The 19,261-nt window shown below is 65.0% G+C and carries 20 protein-coding genes; 7 read left to right on the top strand and 13 right to left on the bottom strand.

The window, feature by feature from the left end; all coding sequences use genetic code 11:
- Window positions 1-13: 13 nt before the first annotated feature.
- The 9 genes from AC1RWL_RS08015 to AC1RWL_RS07975 form a co-directional block, all read right to left on the bottom strand.
- Window positions 14-1,036, bottom strand: a complete 1,023-nt coding sequence (locus AC1RWL_RS08015; RefSeq protein ID WP_493094189.1) for an LLM class flavin-dependent oxidoreductase — start codon at window positions 1,034-1,036, stop codon at window positions 14-16.
- A 135-nt stretch (window positions 1,037-1,171) separates the two neighbouring features.
- Window positions 1,172-1,531 carry a cupin domain-containing protein gene (locus AC1RWL_RS08010; RefSeq protein ID WP_493094188.1) on the bottom strand — a complete coding sequence of 120 codons (360 nt, stop codon included), beginning with the start codon at window positions 1,529-1,531 and terminating at the stop codon, window positions 1,172-1,174.
- Window positions 1,532-1,549: 18 nt separating this feature from the next.
- Window positions 1,550-2,935, bottom strand: a complete 1,386-nt coding sequence (locus AC1RWL_RS08005; protein ID WP_493094187.1) for an NAD(P)/FAD-dependent oxidoreductase — start codon at window positions 2,933-2,935, stop codon at window positions 1,550-1,552.
- A gap of 20 nt (window positions 2,936-2,955) precedes the next feature.
- Window positions 2,956-4,071 carry an ABC transporter ATP-binding protein gene (locus AC1RWL_RS08000; RefSeq protein WP_493094186.1) on the bottom strand — a complete coding sequence of 372 codons (1,116 nt, stop codon included), beginning with the start codon at window positions 4,069-4,071 and terminating at the stop codon, window positions 2,956-2,958.
- A 2-nt stretch (window positions 4,072-4,073) separates the two neighbouring features.
- A complete protein-coding gene (locus AC1RWL_RS07995; protein ID WP_256116327.1) occupies window positions 4,074-4,859 on the bottom strand; it encodes an ABC transporter permease in 786 nt (261 codons plus the stop codon).
- Between the two features lie 5 nt (window positions 4,860-4,864).
- Window positions 4,865-5,686, bottom strand: a complete 822-nt coding sequence (locus tag AC1RWL_RS07990) for an ABC transporter permease (protein ID WP_493094469.1) — start codon at window positions 5,684-5,686, stop codon at window positions 4,865-4,867.
- A 132-nt stretch (window positions 5,687-5,818) separates the two neighbouring features.
- Window positions 5,819-6,895, bottom strand: coding sequence for an extracellular solute-binding protein (locus AC1RWL_RS07985; protein ID WP_493094185.1), 1,077 nt, complete (start codon window positions 6,893-6,895; stop codon window positions 5,819-5,821).
- A gap of 39 nt (window positions 6,896-6,934) precedes the next feature.
- Window positions 6,935-7,552: a helix-turn-helix domain-containing protein gene (locus tag AC1RWL_RS07980; RefSeq protein ID WP_493094184.1), complete on the bottom strand. Its 618-nt coding sequence runs from the start codon at window positions 7,550-7,552 to the stop codon at window positions 6,935-6,937.
- Between the two features lie 83 nt (window positions 7,553-7,635).
- The gene (locus AC1RWL_RS07975; RefSeq protein WP_493094468.1) at window positions 7,636-9,594 is read right to left on the bottom strand and encodes an oxidoreductase; all 1,959 of its coding nucleotides are present in this window, start codon (window positions 9,592-9,594) and stop codon (window positions 7,636-7,638) included.
- Between the two features lie 214 nt (window positions 9,595-9,808).
- Here AC1RWL_RS07975 and AC1RWL_RS07970 point away from each other — a divergent pair, with 214 nt between their 5' ends.
- Entirely contained in the window at window positions 9,809-10,411 is a 603-nt protein-coding gene (locus AC1RWL_RS07970; RefSeq protein ID WP_493094183.1) for a helix-turn-helix domain-containing protein, read from the top strand.
- Window positions 10,412-10,418: 7 nt separating this feature from the next.
- Here AC1RWL_RS07970 and AC1RWL_RS07965 read toward each other — a convergent pair whose 3' ends face one another.
- Genes AC1RWL_RS07965 through AC1RWL_RS07955 form a run of 3 tightly spaced genes read right to left on the bottom strand, consistent with a single transcriptional unit; the run spans window position 10,419 to window position 11,793 of the window.
- Window positions 10,419-11,117, bottom strand: coding sequence for an LrgB family protein (locus AC1RWL_RS07965; protein WP_256116334.1), 699 nt, complete (start codon window positions 11,115-11,117; stop codon window positions 10,419-10,421).
- Window positions 11,110-11,484 (bottom strand): CidA/LrgA family protein, encoded by a 375-nt coding sequence (locus AC1RWL_RS07960; protein WP_493094182.1) that lies wholly within the window; start codon window positions 11,482-11,484, stop codon window positions 11,110-11,112. The genes AC1RWL_RS07965 and AC1RWL_RS07960 overlap by 8 nt, the downstream gene beginning before the upstream one ends.
- Window positions 11,485-11,544: 60 nt before the next feature.
- Window positions 11,545-11,793, bottom strand: coding sequence for a hypothetical protein (locus AC1RWL_RS07955; RefSeq protein ID WP_493158309.1), 249 nt, complete (start codon window positions 11,791-11,793; stop codon window positions 11,545-11,547).
- A gap of 17 nt (window positions 11,794-11,810) precedes the next feature.
- Here AC1RWL_RS07955 and AC1RWL_RS07950 point away from each other — a divergent pair, with 17 nt between their 5' ends.
- From AC1RWL_RS07950 to AC1RWL_RS07935, 4 genes are all read left to right on the top strand, one after another.
- Window positions 11,811-12,920, top strand: coding sequence for a phytanoyl-CoA dioxygenase family protein (locus AC1RWL_RS07950; RefSeq protein ID WP_493094181.1), 1,110 nt, complete (start codon window positions 11,811-11,813; stop codon window positions 12,918-12,920).
- 63 nt (window positions 12,921-12,983) lie between these two features.
- Window positions 12,984-13,928 carry a sugar ABC transporter substrate-binding protein gene (locus AC1RWL_RS07945; protein ID WP_435265818.1) on the top strand — a complete coding sequence of 315 codons (945 nt, stop codon included), beginning with the start codon at window positions 12,984-12,986 and terminating at the stop codon, window positions 13,926-13,928.
- A 77-nt stretch (window positions 13,929-14,005) separates the two neighbouring features.
- On the top strand, window positions 14,006-15,127 hold the full coding sequence (locus tag AC1RWL_RS07940) for an ABC transporter permease (RefSeq protein WP_493094180.1): 1,122 nt from the start codon (window positions 14,006-14,008) through the stop codon (window positions 15,125-15,127).
- A complete protein-coding gene (locus AC1RWL_RS07935) occupies window positions 15,127-15,903 on the top strand; it encodes an ATP-binding cassette domain-containing protein (protein WP_493094179.1) in 777 nt (258 codons plus the stop codon). The genes AC1RWL_RS07940 and AC1RWL_RS07935 overlap by 1 nt, the downstream gene beginning before the upstream one ends.
- 196 nt (window positions 15,904-16,099) lie before the next feature.
- Here AC1RWL_RS07935 and iolE read toward each other — a convergent pair whose 3' ends face one another.
- On the bottom strand, window positions 16,100-16,999 hold the full coding sequence (iolE, locus tag AC1RWL_RS07930; protein ID WP_493094178.1) for a myo-inosose-2 dehydratase: 900 nt from the start codon (window positions 16,997-16,999) through the stop codon (window positions 16,100-16,102).
- A gap of 115 nt (window positions 17,000-17,114) precedes the next feature.
- On the opposite strand from iolE, the gene AC1RWL_RS07925 reads away from it, so the two are divergent.
- Together AC1RWL_RS07925 and AC1RWL_RS07920 are read left to right on the top strand one after the other, a co-directional pair.
- Window positions 17,115-18,227 (top strand): Gfo/Idh/MocA family protein, encoded by a 1,113-nt coding sequence (locus tag AC1RWL_RS07925; protein ID WP_493094177.1) that lies wholly within the window; start codon window positions 17,115-17,117, stop codon window positions 18,225-18,227.
- Window positions 18,228-18,247: 20 nt separating this feature from the next.
- Window positions 18,248-19,231, top strand: coding sequence for a Gfo/Idh/MocA family protein (locus tag AC1RWL_RS07920; RefSeq protein WP_493094176.1), 984 nt, complete (start codon window positions 18,248-18,250; stop codon window positions 19,229-19,231).
- Window positions 19,232-19,261: the final 30 nt, after the last annotated feature.

Below are 19,261 nucleotides of genomic sequence, written 5' to 3'. Positions count from 1 at the left end.
CTCGAAAACGCGCCTAGCGCCAGCCCAGGGCCGGTGCGACGTGTTTCAGGATCGCCTCGATGACATGCGCGTTATATTCGACGCCCAGCTGGTTCGGCACGGTCAGGAGCAGCGTATCGGCTTCCCGGATCGCCTCGTCGGCCGCAAGCTGCTGGATCAGCTTTTCGGGCTCGTCGGCATAGGAGCGGCCGAAGATCGCCCGCGTCTGGTCGTCGATATAGCCGATCGAATCCGCCTCCTTGCCGCCGCGGCCGAAATAGGCCCGGTCACGGTCGTCCACGAGGGCGAAGATGCTGCGGCTCACCGAGACGCGCGGCGTGCGGGCGTGGCCTACTTCCTTCCAGGCTTCGCGATAGGCGCGGATCTGTGCCGCCTGCTGAACGTGGAACGGCTCGCCCGTCTCGTCGTTCTTCAGCGTCGAGCTTTGCAGGTTCATACCGAGTTTCGCCGCCCAGACGGCGGTGGCATTGGAGCTGGCACCCCACCAGATGCGCTCGCGCAGACCCTCGGAGTGGGGTTCGAGACGCAGCAGGCCGGGCGGGTTGGGGAACATCGGGCGCGGGTTCGGCTGTGCGAACCCTTCGCCCTTCAGCACGTCCAGGAACACCTCGGCATGGCGGCGGCCCATGTCGGCGTCGTTCATGCCTTCCTGCGGTTCGTAGCCGAAGTAGCGCCAGCCATCGATGACCTGCTCGGGCGAGCCGCGGCTGATGCCGAGCTGCAGGCGCCCTTGCGAAATGAGGTCGGCGGAGCCGGCGTCTTCCGCCATGTAGAGCGGGTTTTCGTAGCGCATGTCGATGACGGCCGTGCCGATCTCGATCTTGCTTGTGCGTGCGCCCACGGCGGCGAGCAGCGGGAAGGGCGAGGCGAGCTGGCGGGCAAAATGATGCACCCGGAAATAGGCGCCGTCGGCACCAAGCTCTTCAGCCGCGACGGCAAGGTCGATCGACTGGAGCAGCGTGTCGCCGGCCGAGCGGGTCTCGGATTGCGGGGAAGGGGTCCAATGTCCGAAGGACAGGAAACCGATTTTCTTCATGGATATGGGCCTCGACGCGGGAGCGTCCGTTGGAGAGGGTCTCACCGCCGAACATGGGATATCGAGGCAGGCTTGAAAAGGCGCGGAACAAGAACGCAGCGTTCACAGTTTGAACCCGTCCCGCGCCGGACCGCGTCAGACGCCCCTCGCGACCATCGTGTAGATCTTGCGGGTCCGCTCGTGGATCGTCCATTCGCCGCGCCAGCCGAGCGGCAGCACGAACATCTCGCCCGCCCCGATATCCCGGCTCGTGCCGTCGGCATTGTGCAGCGTCACCCGGCCCGCGAGCAGGTGGCAGATTTCCGCATTGTCGCTGCGGTCGGCGGTGAAGCGGCCGGGCGTGCATTCCCAGATGCCCGTTTCCATCTTGCCGTCCGCGCTTTCCCACAGGGGCAGGGTGGCCTCCTCCTGGTTACCTTCGATGGAGGTAGGCTTCGATGCGAAAGCGCCGATGTCGAGGGCGATGAGATCGCCGAAAGTCTCAAAACTGATCATGATCTATCCTTAAAGGGCTCAGTGGCCGGTGATGCCGTCGGCAAGGGCCGCGAGCTTGGAGGTCTTCGGCAGGCCGGCGAATTCACGTTCGTCGGCCATGCGGTAGAGCTGGTACATGGAATGCACACCGAGCCAGCGGAACGGCTCCGGCTCCCATTTGCGCACCGTGCGGTTGACCCAGGGCAGGCCCGTCAGCGCCGTCTCGCGGTTCAGCACGAGGTCGGTCAGCGTGCGGCCGGCGAGGTTGGAGGAGGAGACGCCGAGGCCGACATAACCGCCGGCCCAGCCGATACCGGTGGAGCGGTCGAAGCCCGCCGTCGTGCACCAGTCGCGCGGCACGCCGAGCACGCCGCACCAGGCATGGTCGATCTTCAACGATTTGGTCTGCGGCAGCAGGCGCGTCAGGATGCCGTGCAGCGCATCGATCGTCGCCTGCTGCGTCTGGCCGTTGACGTCGGTCTTCGAGCCGTAGCGATAGGGCACGCCGCGCCCGCCCATGGTGATGCGGCCCTCGCGGGTGCGCTGGGCATAGCAATAAGCATGCGCCGCATCGCCGAGCAGCTCGTGGCCGTCCCAGCCGATGTCCTTCCACAGCGCCTCCGGCACGGGTTCGGTGACGATCTGGGCGCTGTTCAGCGCGAGCCAGGTGCGCTCATAGCCCGGCAGGCCGGCGGAAAAGCCTTCCGTGGCGCGGATGATGGATTTGGCGCGCACCGTGCCGCGGTCGGTGTCGACGCGGCCCTTTTCGAACGAGGTGACGCTCGTTCCCTCGTAGATTGCCACACCGAGGCTTTCGACCACCTTGGCAAGGCCGCGCACCAGCTTTGCCGGCTGCACGCGGGCCATGTTGCGGTAGAGCACCGCGCCCTTGACGTCCGCGATGTTGATGCGCTTGGCGGCGTCTTCTGCCGAGAGCAATTGCAGGCGCTCCGGCGGCATCTGCCAGTCGAGGGCGAACTGGTATTCTTCACGCACCCGCGCAAGCTGCGCCGCATTTGTGGCGGCGACGAGCTTGTCGACCCGGATGAGGTCGGCATCGATACCCTCGGCCCTGGTGACGCGCTCGACCTCGTCGACCGTCCCCGCCATGGCGTTCTGCATGTCGACCACCGCGCCGCGGCTCGAGGTTTTTGCATATTTCTCCCGCGACCAGCTGAAACCGCCGGAGAGCCAGCCGCCATTGCGGCCGGAGCCGCCGAAACCGGCGAATTCGCGCTCCAGCACGACGATGTTCAGCGTGGGATCGGCCTTCTTCAGGTAGTAGGCGGTCCACAGGCCGGTATAGCCGGCGCCGATGATGCAGACATCGGCCTCGCGGTCGCCGGGCAGGGGAGGGCGCTTTTGCGGAATGCCGCCGATATCGGCATACCAGAAGGAAATGTTGCCGTTGGTCTTGACGTCCATGGGATGTGCTTTCGGTGGGTTCAGGTCAGCGTCACGTCGGCGCTGGCATCGTCGGGAAGGAGGGTGAGGTCGGCGGGCGTGAAGGTGACGTCCACCGGATCGCCGATCCTGAAATCGGCGCCGCCAAGGGGGCTGCGCACGACGGCGGTGGTGCCGTCGGTCAGCCGCACCTCGTATTTCGAGCCGGAGCCGAGATAGATCGCCTCCTCGACCGTGCCGGACAGGCGGTTTTCGCCGGTGACGGCGTCTGCGCCGGGGCGTTTCAGCGCCGTGCGCTCGGGTCGGAGCAGGATCACCGGTCGCGCATCGCCGGGCAGGCGACCGTGCGCCACGACCTTGTCTTTGCCAATGGTCATTACCGTGTTGCCGTCCACGGTCTCCGTCGGGCCGCGCAAAACGGTGGATTCGCCGACGAAACGGCCGACGAACAGCGTTGCCGGGTGGTCGTAGAGTTCGCGGCCCGTGCCGATCTGCTCGATGCGCCCTCCGTTGAACACGGCGATGCGGTCGGAGAGAACGAGCGCCTCCTCCTGGTCGTGCGTGACATAGACGAAGGTAGTGCCGAGTTCGCGGTGGATGCGCTTGATTTCGAGCTGGAGCCATTCGCGCAGCTTCTTGTCGAGCGCGCCGAGTGGTTCGTCCATCAAAAGCAGCGGCGGGTCGAAGACGAGGGCGCGGGCAAGCGCCACGCGCTGCTGCTGGCCGCCCGAAAGCTCGTTCGGGTAGCGATGAGCGAAATCGGTCATCTTCACCATGTCGAGTGCGCGTTTCACCCGGCGCTCACGGTCCTCGCCCTTGATACCGCGCAGCGTCAGCGGATAGGCGACGTTCTTGCCAACCGTCATGTGCGGAAACAGCGCGTAGTGCTGGAAGACGACGCCGATATTGCGCTTGTGCGAGGGCAGGCCGGTGACGCTCTTGCCGCCGATTTCCAGCGTGCCGGAGCTGATATCGGTAAAGCCGGCGATCAGGTTCAGCGTCGTCGTCTTACCCGAGCCGGAGGGGCCGAGCAGCGTCATGAACTCGCCGGGGCGGATGTGCAGGTCGATATCGTTGAGGGCCGTGAAGGCGCCGTAGCGCTTGGAGGCCTTGCGGATTTCGATCGCGGCGCCGGCGGAGCGTTGGGGTGCATTCATGGTCATGTCCTTCCGCGGCGCATGCCGAAGAGCAGGCCGGCAACGATGATGAGCGAGGTCGCGATGAAGAGCAGCGTGCCGACGGCGGCGACCGTCGGGTCGGCGTCGCGGGTGATCGAGGTGTAGATCTGCACCGGCAGGGTCTTCAGGTACGGGCTCGTGATGAACAGCGCGACGATGATCTCGTCGAACGAAGTGATGAAGGCGAAGAGCGCGCCGGAAAGGATGCCCGGCAGGATCAGCGGCAGCGTCACCGTGCGGAAGACGGTGAGCCGCCCGGCCCCGAGGCTCGATGCGGCGGTCTCCAGCCGGCGGTCGAAGACTTCGAGGCTCGCTTGTACGGCAATCAGCACGAAGGGGATGGCGAGCATGGTATGCGCCAGCACGAAGCCGACGACCGTGCCGACCAGATGTGCATCGAGATAGACCGCATAGATGCCGATCGCCAGCACCACGCCCGGCACGACCATTGGCGTGATCAGAAGCGCCCTGAGCAGCCCGCCGGTGCGCGCCGCGGCCCTGGTGACGCCGAAGGCGGCGAGCGTGCCCACCACGGTTGCGACGACGGCGACGATGAGCGCGATGATCAGCGAATTGGTGAAGCTCGTCGTCCAGTCGGGATTGCTGAAGAAGTTGGCGTACCATTGCCAGGAGAAGCCGACCGGCGGGAAGGCCAGCGACTTGTTGCCGTTGAACGACATCGGGATGACGACCAGCGTCGGCGCGAGCAGCAGCACGGCGACGAGCAGGCAGAACAGGCCGAGGAAAACGCGCGGGAAGGAGGGCATCGTCGTCAGGCCTCCCTGCGATTGCTGGTGTGTTTCTGGCGCATCAGCGGGGCGGCGATGGCGAGCAGCAGGAAGGTTGCGACCAGAAGCACGACACCCATGGCGCCGCCGCGGCCCCAGTTGAGCAGGCTCAGCACCTGGTTCTGCACCAATGACGACAGCATGGTGCTGCGCGGTCCGCCGAGCAGGGCCGGCGTGATGTAGAAGCCGAGCGACAGGATGAAGACGATGATCGCGCCGGCATAGACGCCGGGCAGCGACAGCGGCACGTAGATCTGCACGAAGGCGCGCCAGGGTTTCGCACCGAGGCTGCGGGCGGCCTGCAACAAGCGCGTATCGATGCCCCGCATCACCGAATAGATCGGCAGGATCATGAAGGGCAGCAGCACCTGCGTCATGCCGATGATGACGCCGGGCAGGGTGCGGATCAGCTTGACGGGAGGAAGACCAATGCCGCGCAGGAAAGAATTGATGACGCCGGAATCCTGCAGCAGGATGACCCAGGCGAGCGTGCGCACCACGCCGCTCAGCCAGAAGGGCACGAGCACGCAGAGGATGAGCGCCAGCCGCACGTTCCGGCCGACGATGGTCATGGCATAGGCATAAGGATAGGCGCAGATCAGCGAGGCGAGCGTCACCCAGGCGGCGACGACGAAGGTCCGTTGCAGCACGTTCCGGTTCACCGCGGACTGGAAGAACCAGACGTAATTGTCGATGCCGAGCGCCGGATCGGTGAAGCTGCGCACCACGACGATCGCCAGCGGATAGGCGAGCGCCACGAGCAGCACCAGCACGGCAGGTGCTGCCAGCCACACCGCGCCGCGCAGCTGAAAGCGCGACAGGAAGGTGGGTCGTTCGGAGCCGGTGTGCGCGCCTTGGTCGGGTATCGCTGTCAAGGAAACCTCCCGTGCTGGGGAAGCAAGTCCGGCATCACGCCGGACTTGCATTGGATCACGCTCTTAGTTGCCGGAAAGAAGGGCCGACCACTTTTCCGCGGCAAGATCGAAGTTCTTCACCCAGAACGGGATGTTCTGCTGGTAGCCTTGGCCGATGCGCTCGGGCGTCGAGGTGAGGAAGGCGGCGGTCACGTCGTCGACCTTCGGCTTGGCGTCGAGGTTGATCGGCGTGTAGGAAGTCTTTTCGGTGAGGATCGCCTGGGCGTTTGCGCCGAGATAGGCGTTGAGCAGCGCATAGGCGGCGTCCGTGTCCTTGACGCCGACCGGAATGGTCATCTGGTCCATCACGACCAGCCAATCCTGCCAGACGGGCGTATAGGCGGCGCCGTTCTTCACCGCGGTCATGGCGCGGCCGGTCCACATCATGACCATGTCGGCCTCGCCGGATTCGGCAAGCTGCTGCGATTCAGCACCGGTCTTCCAGTAGATCGTGTCGGGGCCGAGATCGCGCAGCTTCTGGATGCCCTTCTCGATATCGTCCGGCGTCATCGCCTTCGGGTCGCCGCCGGTTGCCTTGAAGGCCTGTTCGATCAGGCCGCCGGTCGGATCGCCGCTGCCGTCGATGGCGCGGATGCCCGGGAATTTCTCCGTATCGAAGAAATCGACCCAGTTCTTCGGCGGATTGTCCTTGTAGGTCTCGTTCTTGTACATCAGCACGACGCCGTAGTTCATCGCCGGAACCGAGCACTCGCCGACCTGGCCGGGCGGGATTTTCGAGACGTCGAGCTTGGAGAGGTCGAGCTTCTGGAACAGCGTGCCGCAATGCACGTAGGGCGGCAGGTCGGCGGTATCGACCACGTCCCAGGTGACGTTGCCGGCATCGACCTGCGCCTTCAGCTTGGCGATTTCCGTCGGGCCGTCATTCAGCAGCGTCACGCCGGATTTCGTGACGAAATCCTGAAGGGCGGCGACCTGGCCGTCCTGGTAGATGCCGCCGTAGGAGACGAAGGTCAGCGTCTTGCCCTTGAGCGAGCCTTCCTTCACTTCGCCGGCGACCGGCTTGTCCTGTGCGAACGCCGGCAACGCCAGGGCGCACGTCATCGTCAGGGCGAAAGCCCTCGCAAAATTCTTCATCGTCATTACTCCCAGTAGCGCTCGCGTGCGTTGTTCCTGCCGCGGTTACGAGCCCGGCCGTGGCAGGTATTTGTCGAGGTCATCCGCGACGCTGGTGGGCGGCGCGATCATCCAGAGGACTTCAGCCGTTTCCGTGCCGATATTGACGGTCTTGTGCGGAACCGAGGTCGGATATTCGATGCTGTCGCCGGCCGACAGCACATGGCGTTCGTCGCCGAGGGTGAGTTCCACCTCGCCCCGCAGCACGAAGAAAAGTTCATGCGAATCCCCATGGCTGTAGGGCTTTTCACCCGTCGAGCCGCCGGGGTCGAATTCGCCGATATAGACTTCCATATCGCGGATCGGGCGCCGCGACAGCAGCATCTTTCTGTAGCCCTCGGCCGGCGGCAGAGCGGGGCGCTCGTGCTTGCGCAGGACGCGGCCGACGGGCGGGGCGGTCTCTTCGAACAGGTCGGTCAGGCTGATGCCGAGCGCGCCGGCAATGCGCATCAGCGTGCTGATGTTGACGCCGCTCAGCCCCCGCTCCAGCTGGCTGAGGAAGCTCGCCGTCGTTCCCGTGGCGTCGCCCAGCGTGCGAAGCGACATGCGGCGGGAAGTGCGGAAAGTCTTCACCTTCTCGCCCACAGCAGCCTGATTCTTCGTCGCAACCGCGATGTCGTCCATGGCCTCACCCTTCACTTAACAGCGTATTAAGTGAAGGGCACTTTGGCAACTGCTAAAATCACCAGCCGGCTATTTTGTGTGTCCTACAGCGCCGCGCCGACCTTCAGCCCGTCATAAACCGCCTCTTCCGCCGTGCGCGGGGCAAGACAGTCGCCGATGAGGTGGATTTCGGGCACGAGGCCCGCCAGCTCGGCCTTGAGCGCGTCCACCGGCTCGTGCCCGAGACAGAGCACGAGCGTATCGATATTGTCGAAGACGATCGGCTGCTCGCTGACGGTGTGTTGCAGGTAGACGGTGCCGCCATCGCAGCCGTAGAGCCGGGCATAGGGCGTGATGCCGATGCCCTTCTTGTGCAGTTCAGCGGCGATGTTGTCGCGCACATAGAGCGGCAGCAGCTCGCCGGGATGGGTGCCGTTGACCGCGAGCTCGACGCTGCACCCGTCATTGACCAGCAATTCGGCAATGCCGGGGCCGATCCAGTCGCAGCGCCAGTCGGCGACGACGACGCGGCTGCCGGTCTTCACCTCGCGGCGCAACACCTGCCAGGCATCGACCACCTGCACGCTGTCGTCGGCGGGGATTTCCGGCAGATAGGGTCGTCCCCCGGTCGCGAGCACGACCACATCCGGCTTTTCGGCTTCGACAAGCGCCGCATCGACGCGCACGCCCTTGACCACGCGCACTTGCGCCAGTTCGAGCTCACGCGAAAGGTTGGTGATGATGCCGCCGAATTCCGCGCGGCGCGGCAATTGCTGGGCGAGCAGCGCCTGCCCGCCGAGCTGGCCGGCCGCCTCGTAGAGCGTGACCTGATGGCCCCGCGCGGCAGCGATTGCGGCGGCCTTCATGCCGCCCGGCCCGCCGCCGATCACCATGACCTTCTTCGGCCGTGCGGCGGGGATGAGCGTGCCGAATTTCAACTCGCGGCCCGTTTCCGGGTGCTGGATGCACGAGATCGGCACGCCGCGATGGAAATGGCCGATGCAGGCCTGGTTGCAGGCGATGCAGGCGCGGATGTCGTCGGTGCGGCCTTCCTCGGCTTTCACCGGCATGTCGGGATCGCAGATCAGCGCGCGCGTCATGCCGCAGACATCGGCGGCGCCCTCGGCCAGCAAGGCTTCCGCCTCGTGCGGCTGGTTGATGCGCCCCGCGACGAAGACGGGGACGTTCAGCGCGCGGCGGAAGCGGGCCGCATCGCTTGAGAGATAGGCGTTGCGATAGGCCATCGGCGGCACGATATGCACGGCGCCGCCAAGCGAGGCCGAGGTGCCGGCCGTGACGTTGACATAGTCGACGAGCGGTTCGAGCAGGCGACAGCTTTCCAGCGCCTCGTCGGAGGTGAGGCCGTTTTCATCCCGATCCCCGGCGCTGATGCGCAGGCCGACGACAAAATCCTCCGAAGTCGCCGCGCGGATCGCCTTCAGTGCCTCGGCAGCAAAGCGCAGCCGGTTTTCCAGCGGTCCACCATAGGCGTCCGTGCGCACGTTGACGCGCGGGTTCAGGAACTGCGCCGGCAGGTAGCCGTGGCTTGCCACCAACTCCACCCCGTCGAGGCCCGCGTCGTGCATGCGCCGTGCCGCCGCACCATAGCCGGCGACGATTTCATCGATCATCGCCTGGTCGAGTGCCCGCGGCATGACGCGAAAACGCTCGTTGGGCGTGACGGAGGGCGCATAGGCGACGGTCAGCAGCCCGTCGCCGCCTTCCATGATCTCCCGCCCGGGATGGAAAAGCTGCGAAAACAGCGCGGTGCCATGGGCATGGCAGGTCTCCGCCAGCCGTCGATAGCCGTCGATGCAATCGTCCTCCGTCGCCATCAGCATGTGCGAGGTATAACGCGCCGTCTCGTGCACGCCGGCAACCTGGGAGACGATGAGGCCGACGCCGCCCGCTGCCCGCGCCTCGTGATAGGCGATGAGCGCCTCGTTGACGAGGCCATTGGTCGGCAGCGTCGTATCGTGTCCGGTGGACATGATGCGGTTCTTCAGCCGCACGCCGCGGATCTGCAAGGGCTGGAAAAGGTTCGGAAAGGGGGAGGCCGTCATGCTCACGCGACACCTCCCGTCTTCCGACAGAGGCGCACGAAGCGCTTGAAAGGTTCGATCCCGGCCATCCAGTCCTCCCATCCTGAGCGAGCGAAACGAGACAGCTTCTATTTTATCTTCAGTAAAAAATCGACTGATTTTTTTACTACTGGCAAAATCTGTTGCCATTACCCGCATTCTGAACGACTTTGCCGGGGACACGAAGGATGAGATGATGGCAGACGAAAACGCTCCGGAACCCGTTGTAGATGCCGCAGCCGGCGAGGATCCGGTGCTCGGCGAGCGCATCCGCGGCCTGCGCAAGCGGCGCAGGATGACGCTTGCGCAGCTTGCAGACAGTGCGGGCCTTTCGACCGGCTATATCAGCCAGATCGAGCGCAACCTCGCCTATCCGTCCATCCCCGCACTGGTCGGCATTGCCCGCAGCCTGGGCGTGACGGTGCAATGGTTCTTCGGCGGCGCGGCGCCCGTGCCGCAGGCCGAACACGGTTATGTCATCCGTCGCGGCAATCGCCTGAGGATCCAGTACGACCACGGCATCGTCGACGAATTGCTGACACCGAAGATGAGTTTGCAGGTCGAGATGATCTACACGCGCCTGCCGCCAGGCACCGAGAGCGCGGAGAGCTACAGCCATGCGGGCGACGCGGTGGGCTTCGTGATGGCGGGCGAACTCGAAATCTGGATCGGCGAGCGGCATTTCCACCTGCGCGAAGGCGACAGCTTCTCCTATTCCGCCGGCGAACCGCACCGCTACCGCAATCCGGCAGAGCGTGAGGCCATCGTGCTCTGGGCAATCAGCCCGCCGAGTTTCTGAGGGCCTTTCAGAGGAAAAGGTGGACGATCAGGGACGTCAGGACGGCGTTCAGGCCCATGGCGATGCCGGAAAACAGCCCCGCGACAGGATCCACCGAATAGGCGCGCGCCGTGCCGATCCCGTGCGAGGCAAGTCCCACGGCAAACCCGCGGGCGCTAAAATCCTTGATGCGCATGGCGTTCATCATCGGTGTGACAACGATCGCGCCGCAGATGCCGGTGAGAACGACGACGGCCGCCGTCAGGGCCGGGTCTCCCTGCAAGCCGGAGGAGATCGCCATGGCGACGGCGGCCGTCGTGGATTTCGGCGCCATCGAGGCGACGACTTCGGGCGAAAAGCCGAACAGGTCGCTGAAGAACACCGTCGAGCCGACCGCCGTGAAGCTGCCGACGACGAGGGCGCTCAGCATGGGCACGAGATTGCTCTTCACCAGCGACAGCTTTTCGAAGAGCGGGATGCCGAGCGCCACGGTCGCCGGCCCCAGCAGGAAGTGGATGAACTGGGCGCCCTCGAAATAGGTGGCATAGTCGATGCCGGTCACGCAAAGCACGGTGGCGATCGCGGCGATCGAGATCATGATCGGGTTCAGGAGCGGATTGCCGGGGGCGAGCCCGGAAAGGCCGGTGGCGGCCAGCCAGACAACCAGCGTTCCGGCAAGCCACAGCAGGGGCGAGGTGGCGAGATAGACCCAGAGCCCGTCAGTCATTGGCATAACCTCCGGAGAGCCGCTTGACGAGGATGAAGACCCAAACGGTCACGGTCAGCGTGATGACGGTCGACAGCAGCACGATCGCCATCAGCGCGAAGCCGCGATCGCGGATGAGATCCAGATGCTGGATGATGCCGACGCCCGCCGGCACGAAGAGCACGCCGAGATTGGCGAGGATCGCCTTGGACGTGTCGATGGTGCGTTCGTGGGTCGGTTGCAGAAAAGTCGAGCCTTTTGTCAGCGTGAGCACGATGGCGGCCATCGCCATGCCGATGACGGGACCGGGCACGAAGCCGCCGAGGAAATAGGCGGTTACTTCGCCAACAAGCTGAAAAACAAGAAGAATCGTTATTCCGACGAGCATGTGCGCACTCCCGTGCCTGGCATTGTTTCGTAGGCGGCACGGGGCCGCTTTCTGGCAGGATTAAAGCCGTTCCGCCGTTAAATCCATGGCCATGCCCGGCCTGTTGCGCTTGCGCGGCGTCCTTTCCTCGACCGCGAAGACGAACATCGCGTCGCAGGCTGCACGATCTATTGACACCGGCAAATTTTCACAATTAATATTGCTGATAGTTGATGGCCGCAATTTTTGATCTGCGCTTGCGGCTCGCGGTGCCCGAGGAGGGGTGCCGCGAGAAGGATGCATGCCGCCATCAAACCGGGTTTCACGCATCGGGTAGGAGGATTTCGATGAACGATATTGCAACGGTGATCGACCTTGCGCAATTCCGGCGTCAGGTGGAGACCGAGACCACCATGGCAATGTGCCCGACGGCGATTGCCATCGAGAAGAACATTCCGATCTACGACGGCGGCTCTGTCAATGACGAAATTGGTCCGGAATGGGCGTCGATCATCGGCGAGGGGCCGGGCGTCTTCGTGGTGAAGCGTGCCTTCACCGATCCGGGCGCCATCGATGCGGCGAGTGAAGTGTTTCGCCAGATCATCGCCGACGAGCGCGCGGCCGGCACGGCTGCAGGCGACCACTTCGCCAAGGCCGGCGCCAATGACCGCATCTGGAACAGCCTGCAAAAGCTCTGCCTGCGCGATCCGGCCGTTTACGCCCGCTATATGGCCAATCCGGTGATCGACATCGCCTGCCGCGCCTGGCTCGGCCCGGGCTACCAGATCGCCACGCAGGTCAACCAGGTCCGCCCCGGCGGCAAGGCGCAGGCCCCGCACCGCGATTACCATCTCGGCTTCATGAAGCCGGAGCAGATGGCGGAATATCCGACCCACATCCACGCCACCGGCCCCACCCTCATCCTGCAAGGCGGTGTCGCCCATTGCGACATGCCCGTCGAGAGCGGCACGACGAAGCTGCTGCCGCATTCGCAGCGCTACCTGCCGGGATACCTCGCCGCCACGCGGCCGGAATTCCGGGATTATTTCGAGGAAAACTACGTCCAGCTCGCCCTGGAGAAGGGCGACGCGATCTTCTTCAGCCCCGCGCTGTTCCACGCCGCCGGCGAGAACCGGACGGCGGATGTCGTGCGCATGGTCAACCTCATCCAGACGGCATCGGCCTTCGCACGCCACATGGAAAACCTCGACCGCACCGCCATGGCCCGCGCCGTCTACCCGCATCTGGCGGCGCTTTCGCCGCAAGGCCGGCGCGCGGTGATCGCCGCGACCGCCGATGGCTACCCGTTCCCGACCAACCTCGACACCGATCCGCCGCTCGGCGGTCTTGCCCCGGAAAGCCAGCAGGAGCTGCTCGCCCGGGCCGTCGCGGAAGGCTGGGACCAGGCGAAACTGGACGCCGCCTTGTCTGCGCAGGGCGCCAAGCGCGCGGCCTGACAGTTACCCGCAACGGCTTCGGGCGGGGAGGAACAGGAAGCCAATTTCGGGAGGAAATCGTTCATGAAGAAAATTCTGCAATCGCTCGCCCTCGGCGCGCTGCTCGCCACGACGGCCTTTGCCGGTGTGGCCAATGCGGATGGCGAAAAGTTCGTCTGGATCAGCCATGGCCCGGATAGCGACAGCTGGTTCAACGTCATCAAGAACGCCATCAAGGTCACGAACGAGCAGATGGGCGTCGAGACCGAATATCGCAACCCGCCGACGGGCGACCTTGCCGACATGGCGCGCCTCGTGCAGCAGAGTTCCGCTGCCGGCGTCGACGGCATCATCGTCACGATCGCCGACTTCAACGTGCTCGAAGGGCCTATCAAGGACGCCATCGCCAAGGGCATTCCGGTCGTCACCGTCAATTCGGGCACGGTAGAGGAAAGCCAGAAGCTCGGCGCGCTGATGCATGTCGGCCAGCCGGAATATGAAGCGGGCCTCGGCGCCGGCAAGCGGGCGAAGGAAGCCGGTATCAAGAGCTTCCTCTGCGTCAACCACTACATCACCAACCCGGCCTCCGTGGAGCGGTGCCGCGGTTTTGCCGAAGGCATCGGCGTGGAACTCGGCAACCAGATGGTCGATTCCGGCATCGACCCGTCGGAAGTGCAGAACAAGGTGAAGGCCTATCTGACCGCCAATCCCGATACCGGCGCGATCCTGACGCTTGGCCCCAACTCGGCCGAACCGTCGATCCGGGCGGTCAAGGAAATGGGCCTCGACGGCGACCTCTATTTCGGCACGTTCGACCTCTCGGCCGAGATTTCCGCCGCCATCAAGGACGGCACGATCAACTTCGCGATCGACCAACAGCCGTTCCTGCAGGGCTCGATCCCGATCCAGGTGCTGACGAGCTATGTGCGCTACGGCGTGGCGCCGGCCAACTCCATCTTCACCGGCCCCGGCTTCGTGACGAAGGACAATATCGCGCTCGTCGAGTCGCTGGCGGGCCAGTACCGTTGATCTGACGGTTTTTTTGGCGCGCCGGGCGGCCTGCCCGTGCGCGCCAAAAGTCTTTTTCGAGGGAGGAGAATGCATTCATGACGGACGTCATTCCGGACGCGCTGAAGGACGAGCGCATCAAACCCGTCTCGCCGCTGCGGCGCGCGCTGATCCGGCCCGAGCTCGGCGGCATCTGCGGCACCATCCTGGTCTTTCTGCTGTTTGCCGTCATTGCCGGCGATAGCGGCATGTTCGCAGCCGAAGGCGTGATGAACTGGACGGTGGTTTCGGCCCAGTTCATGGTGATCGCGGTCGGCGCCTGTCTCCTGATGATCGCCGGCGAGTTCGATCTTTCGACCGGCTCGATGATCGGCTTTTCCGGGGTGATGATCGCCATTCTCTCGGTCCATATCGGCGTGCCGCTCTGGCTCGCCATCATTGCGACCTTCGTCTTCTGCATCCTGCTTGGCGGCGTGAACGGCTGGCTCGTCATCCGCACCGGCCTGCCATCCTTCATCGTGACGCTCGCCTTCCTCTATATCCTGCGCGGGCTGACCATCTGGGGCTCGATCTACTTCACCCGGCAGACCATCATCGGCGGCGTCGCGGAAAAGGCGGCGACCGACTGGCTCGCCCCGATCTTCGGCGGCAAGGTATTGGGCTGGCTCTTCACCTGGATGGGTGAGGCGGGCTGGATCGCCACCTTCAGCCGCGGCAACCGCGCCGGCCAGCCCGTCATCGACGGCATCCCGATGCTGGTCGTCTGGGCGATCGTTCTGGTGATCTTCGGCCATTGGCTGCTGACCCGAACCAAGTTCGGCAACTGGATCTTCGCCGCGGGCGGTGACGCGCTCGCCGCGCGTTACGTCGGCGTACCGGTCAATCGCGTCAAAATCCTGATGTTCATGTTCTCCGCCTTCTGCGCCTGCGTCTTCGCCACCTGCCAGGTGATGGAATTCGGTTCGGCGGCGGCCGACCGTGGTCTGCTGAAGGAATTCGAGGCGATCATCTGCGTGGTCATCGGCGGGGCACTGCTGACCGGCGGTTACGGCTCGGTCATCGGGGCGGCACTTGGCGCCATCATCTTCGGCGTGGTGCAGCAGGGTCTGTTCTTCGCCAATGCGGAAAGCTCGCTCTTCCGGGTGTTCCTCGGCCTCATTCTGCTCACGGCCGTGATCATGAACACCTACATCCGCCGCATCATCACGGGAGAACGCTGATGTCCGCCATCGTGGAGATGAGAAACATCACCAAGCACTTCGGCCATGTCATCGCGCTGGCCGGCGTCTCCTTCGATATCCGCGCCGGCGAATGCCATTGCCTGCTCGGCGACAACGGTGCGGGAAAATCGACCTTCATCAAGATCATGTCCGGCGTCTACAAGCCGAGCGGCGGCGAGGTGCTGGTGGAAGGCACGCCAACGCTGTTCCAGAGCCCGCGCGACGCCATGACGGCCGGCATCGCGACGGTCTACCAGGACCTCGCGATGATCCCGCTGATGAGCGTTAGCCGCAATTTCTGGATGGGGCGCGAGCCGGAGCGCGGCGTCTGGCCCTTCAGGACCTTCGACACGGCCAAGGCCGACGACATTACCGTCAAGGAAATGCGCAAGATGGGCATCAGCCTGCGGGGTCCCGACCAGGCGGTGGGCACGCTGTCCGGCGGCGAGCGCCAGACGGTGGCGATTGCGCGTGCGGTCTATTTCGGCGCCAAGGTGCTGATCCTCGACGAACCGACCTCGGCACTCGGCGTGCGCCAGACGGCGAACGTGCTGAGCACCATCGACCGCGTGCGCAAGCAGGGCATCGGCGTCGTCTTCATCACCCACAACGTCCGCCACGCGCTCGCCGTCGGCGACCGCTTCACCGTGCTGAACCGCGGCCAGACGCTGGGGACCGCCGAGCGCGGCACGGTGGACGCGGCGGCGCTTCAGGACATGATGGCCGGTGGGCAGGAGCTGGCGCTGCTGGAATCCTCGCTCGGCGGGACGATCTGAGAAAGGCGTGCCGGACAGACCATCCGGCGTGCTTCGCATCGCATGTGAGGGTCTGGTTTTTGGGATTGCGAGCCTTCCTACACTCCAACGTCATCCTCGGGCTTGACCCGAGGATCCACGCAGCACCCGCGGCATGGATGGTCGGGTCAAGCCCGGCCATGACGGAGGAAAGGGCGGAGTCCGGAGGTTCTCGCGCTCAGCAGACAACCTCGTAACCGGCGGCAGCCATCACGCGGAGGAGTTCCTTATGGCCGATCTTCGCCATGTCGAGCGGCGGATTGTAGGTGGGGTCCTGCTCCGCCTCGACGACGAACCAGCCCTCGTAGCCGTAGGAGGCGAGGCGCTTGACGATGGCCTCGAAATCGAGGCTGCCGTCGCCGGGGACCGTGAAGGCGCCCTTTATGACGGCGTCGAGGAAGCTCTCCCGCGTGCGGTCGAGCGCGTCGATCACCGGCAGGCGCACGTCCTTGGTGTGCACATGGCTGATGCGCGTGTGGTGCCTGTCGATGACGCGCAGCACGTCGCCGCCGGCGAAGGCCATGTGGCCGGCGTCGAAGAGCAGGGGCAGGCCCTCGCCGGAATGCTTCATCAGCAGGTCGAGCTCCTCCTCAGTCTCGATCGGGGCGGCCATGTGATGGTGGTAGGAGATCGGCATGCCCTGCTCGGCGCACCATTCGCCGAAGGCCGTCATCTTGCGGCCATAGGCCTTGATCTCGTCTTCGGAGAGCTTGCGCTTCGTGGCAAGCGGCGCCGTGCGGTCGCCCTGGATGGTGCCCGCCGTCTCGCCATAGACGATGCACGGCGCGCCGACGGCCTTGAACAGGGCCATTTGCGCTGCGATGCGGTCCTTCTCGGCCTCGATGTCGCCATCGAGCAGCAGTCCGGAGAACCAGCCGCCGCACACGCTCATGCCGTGCTGGTCGAGGATCGGACGCAGCGTTGCCGCGTCCATCGGGAAACGGCGGCCGGTCTCCATGCCGGTAAAACCCGCTTCGCGCGCTTCGGCAAGGCATCCTTCCAGCGAGATATCGCTGCTGATTTCCGGCAGGTCGTCGTTCCACCAGGCGATGGGCGCAATGCCGAGTTTGGCTTTCATGGTCGGGCTCCAGGTTCAAGGGAAGGTGTCTTTTAAAACAAATATTGACACTTTCATATTTTTGCAACGATAATTGCATTCAACAAACTGCGCATCATCCGAGGAAACACAGAGAATGAAAAAGAAGCTCCGTCTTGGCCTTATCGGGTCGGGTTTCATGGGCAAGACGCACGTCTTCGGCTTTGCCGCCGCCGAGCGGGTCTTCGATCTGCCCTATGACGTGGAGCTGGCAACGATTGCCGACGTGACCCTGGCGCAAGCGGAAGCCGCACGCGCCGCCTTCGGTTTCGCACGGGCCACGGATGACTGGCGCAGCCTGGTGGCGGATCCGGAGATCGACGTGATCGACATCACCGCGCCCAACGCCCTGCACAAGGAAATGGCGCTCGCAGCAATCGCCGCCGGCAAACACGTCTATTGCGAAAAGCCGCTCGCCCCGCTTGCAAGCGATGCGCGCGAGATGGCCGAGGCCGCGGAAAAGGCCGGCGTCAGGACACAGGTCGGCTTCAACTATCTCTGCAACCCGATGCTCAGCCTCGCGAGGGAGATGATCGCCGGCGGGGAACTGGGCGACATCCGCGGCTATCGCGGCCTCCATGCGGAGGACTACATGGCCGATGCGGCCGCCCCCTTCACCTTCCGGCACGATCCGGCCGGCGGCGGGGCGCTGGCGGATCTCGGCAGCCATGCGCTGGCGACGGCCGAGTTCCTCGTCGGCCCGATCACCAGGGTCATGGGCGATTGCGTGACGGTGATCGCGAGCCGCCCCGATGGCAAGGGCGGCGTGCGGGCCGTCGAGACGGACGATATCGGCCGCGCCTTCCTGCGCTTCGAAAACGGCGCGACGGGCTCGATCGAGGGTAATTGGGTCGCGACCGGCCGCAAGATGCAGCATGATTTCGAGGTATACGGCACCAAGGGCGCGCTCGCCTTCTCGCAGGAGCGCTTCAACGAACTCCACTTCTATTCGACGGGCGATGCCAAGGGCCGCCAGGGTTTCCGCCGCATCGAGGCGGGTCCGGACCATGTGCCCTACGGCCGCTTCTGCGTCGCGCCCGGCCACCAGCTCGGCTTCAACGACCTGAAGGCGATCGAGGTCGCCGGTTATCTCGACGCGATCGCCGGCCTCAGGCCCGAGCCGTTCAATTTCCGTGCCGGCCTGCGCATCCAGACTCTGGTGGAGACGATCCAGACATCGTCGCGCACCGGCGCCTGGCTTGCGGTTTGACGCGGATGGGAGGAGGAGCCATGAAAAGCATCGGAATTGGCGTCATCGGGGCGGGCGTGATGGGGGCCGAGCATGCGCGCATCCTCGCCAGCGATATTTCGGGCGCGCACCTGGTTGCGGTGGCGGATGCCGATCCGGCGCGTGCCGAGGCGGCCGCGCGCGGGGCGAGGGCGACGACGGATGCCGAGGCGCTGATCGCCGATCCCGCCGTCGAAGCCGTGCTCATCGCCTCGCCGGATGCGACGCATCACCGGCTCGTGCTGGCGGCGATCGCGGCGGGCAAGCCTGTCCTTTGCGAGAAGCCGCTGGCTACCAGCACCGCCGAATGCCTGGAAATCGTCGCCGCCGAGGCGCGATCCGGCCGGCGGCTGGTCCAGACCGGCTTCATGCGCCGCTTCGATCCCGCCTATCGCGAAATGAAGGCGGCGATCGACGACAACACGCTCGGTGCCGTGCGCATCCTGCATTGCCAGCATCGCAATGCGGAAGCACCTTCGTGGTTCACCGGCGCGATGGCCGTCACCAATTCTCTGGTGCACGAGATCGACGTCTGCCGCTGGCTGCTCTCGACGGAATACACCGCGGTCACCGTCATTCCCTGTCCGTCGCAAGAGAGCAACGACCCCGCCATGTTCATCTTCGAAACGGCGGCGGGCAGCCTCGTTTCCGTGGAACTCTTCATGAATGCCGACTACGGCTACCACGTCCACGCGGAAGCGGTCTGCGCGGGCGGCACGATCGGCATGGCGCATCCCGCGCTCACCCGCACACGGCGCAACGGCGCGGAGGAGGGGTCCTTCCCGGCAAACTGGGTGCCCCGCTTCCGCGATGCCTATCGCCTTCAGAATCAGGCCTGGATCGACGGTATCCGCAGCGGCACGCCGGCGGCGGATGGCTCGACGGCCTGGGACGGGCTCGTCGCCACCTGCCTTGCGGACCAGATTGTCATCGCGATGACGACGCGCGAGCGCACGCGGCTGACGCTGCCTGAAAGGCCTAGCTGACGGTGGATGGGAATGCGTAGTCGCACCAAA

This window comes from Shinella sp. GW821-FHT10F02 (genome assembly GCF_058809275.1).
The sequence above is the reverse complement of the archived record's forward strand: the minus strand, read 5'-3'. Positions and strand labels throughout refer to the sequence as shown.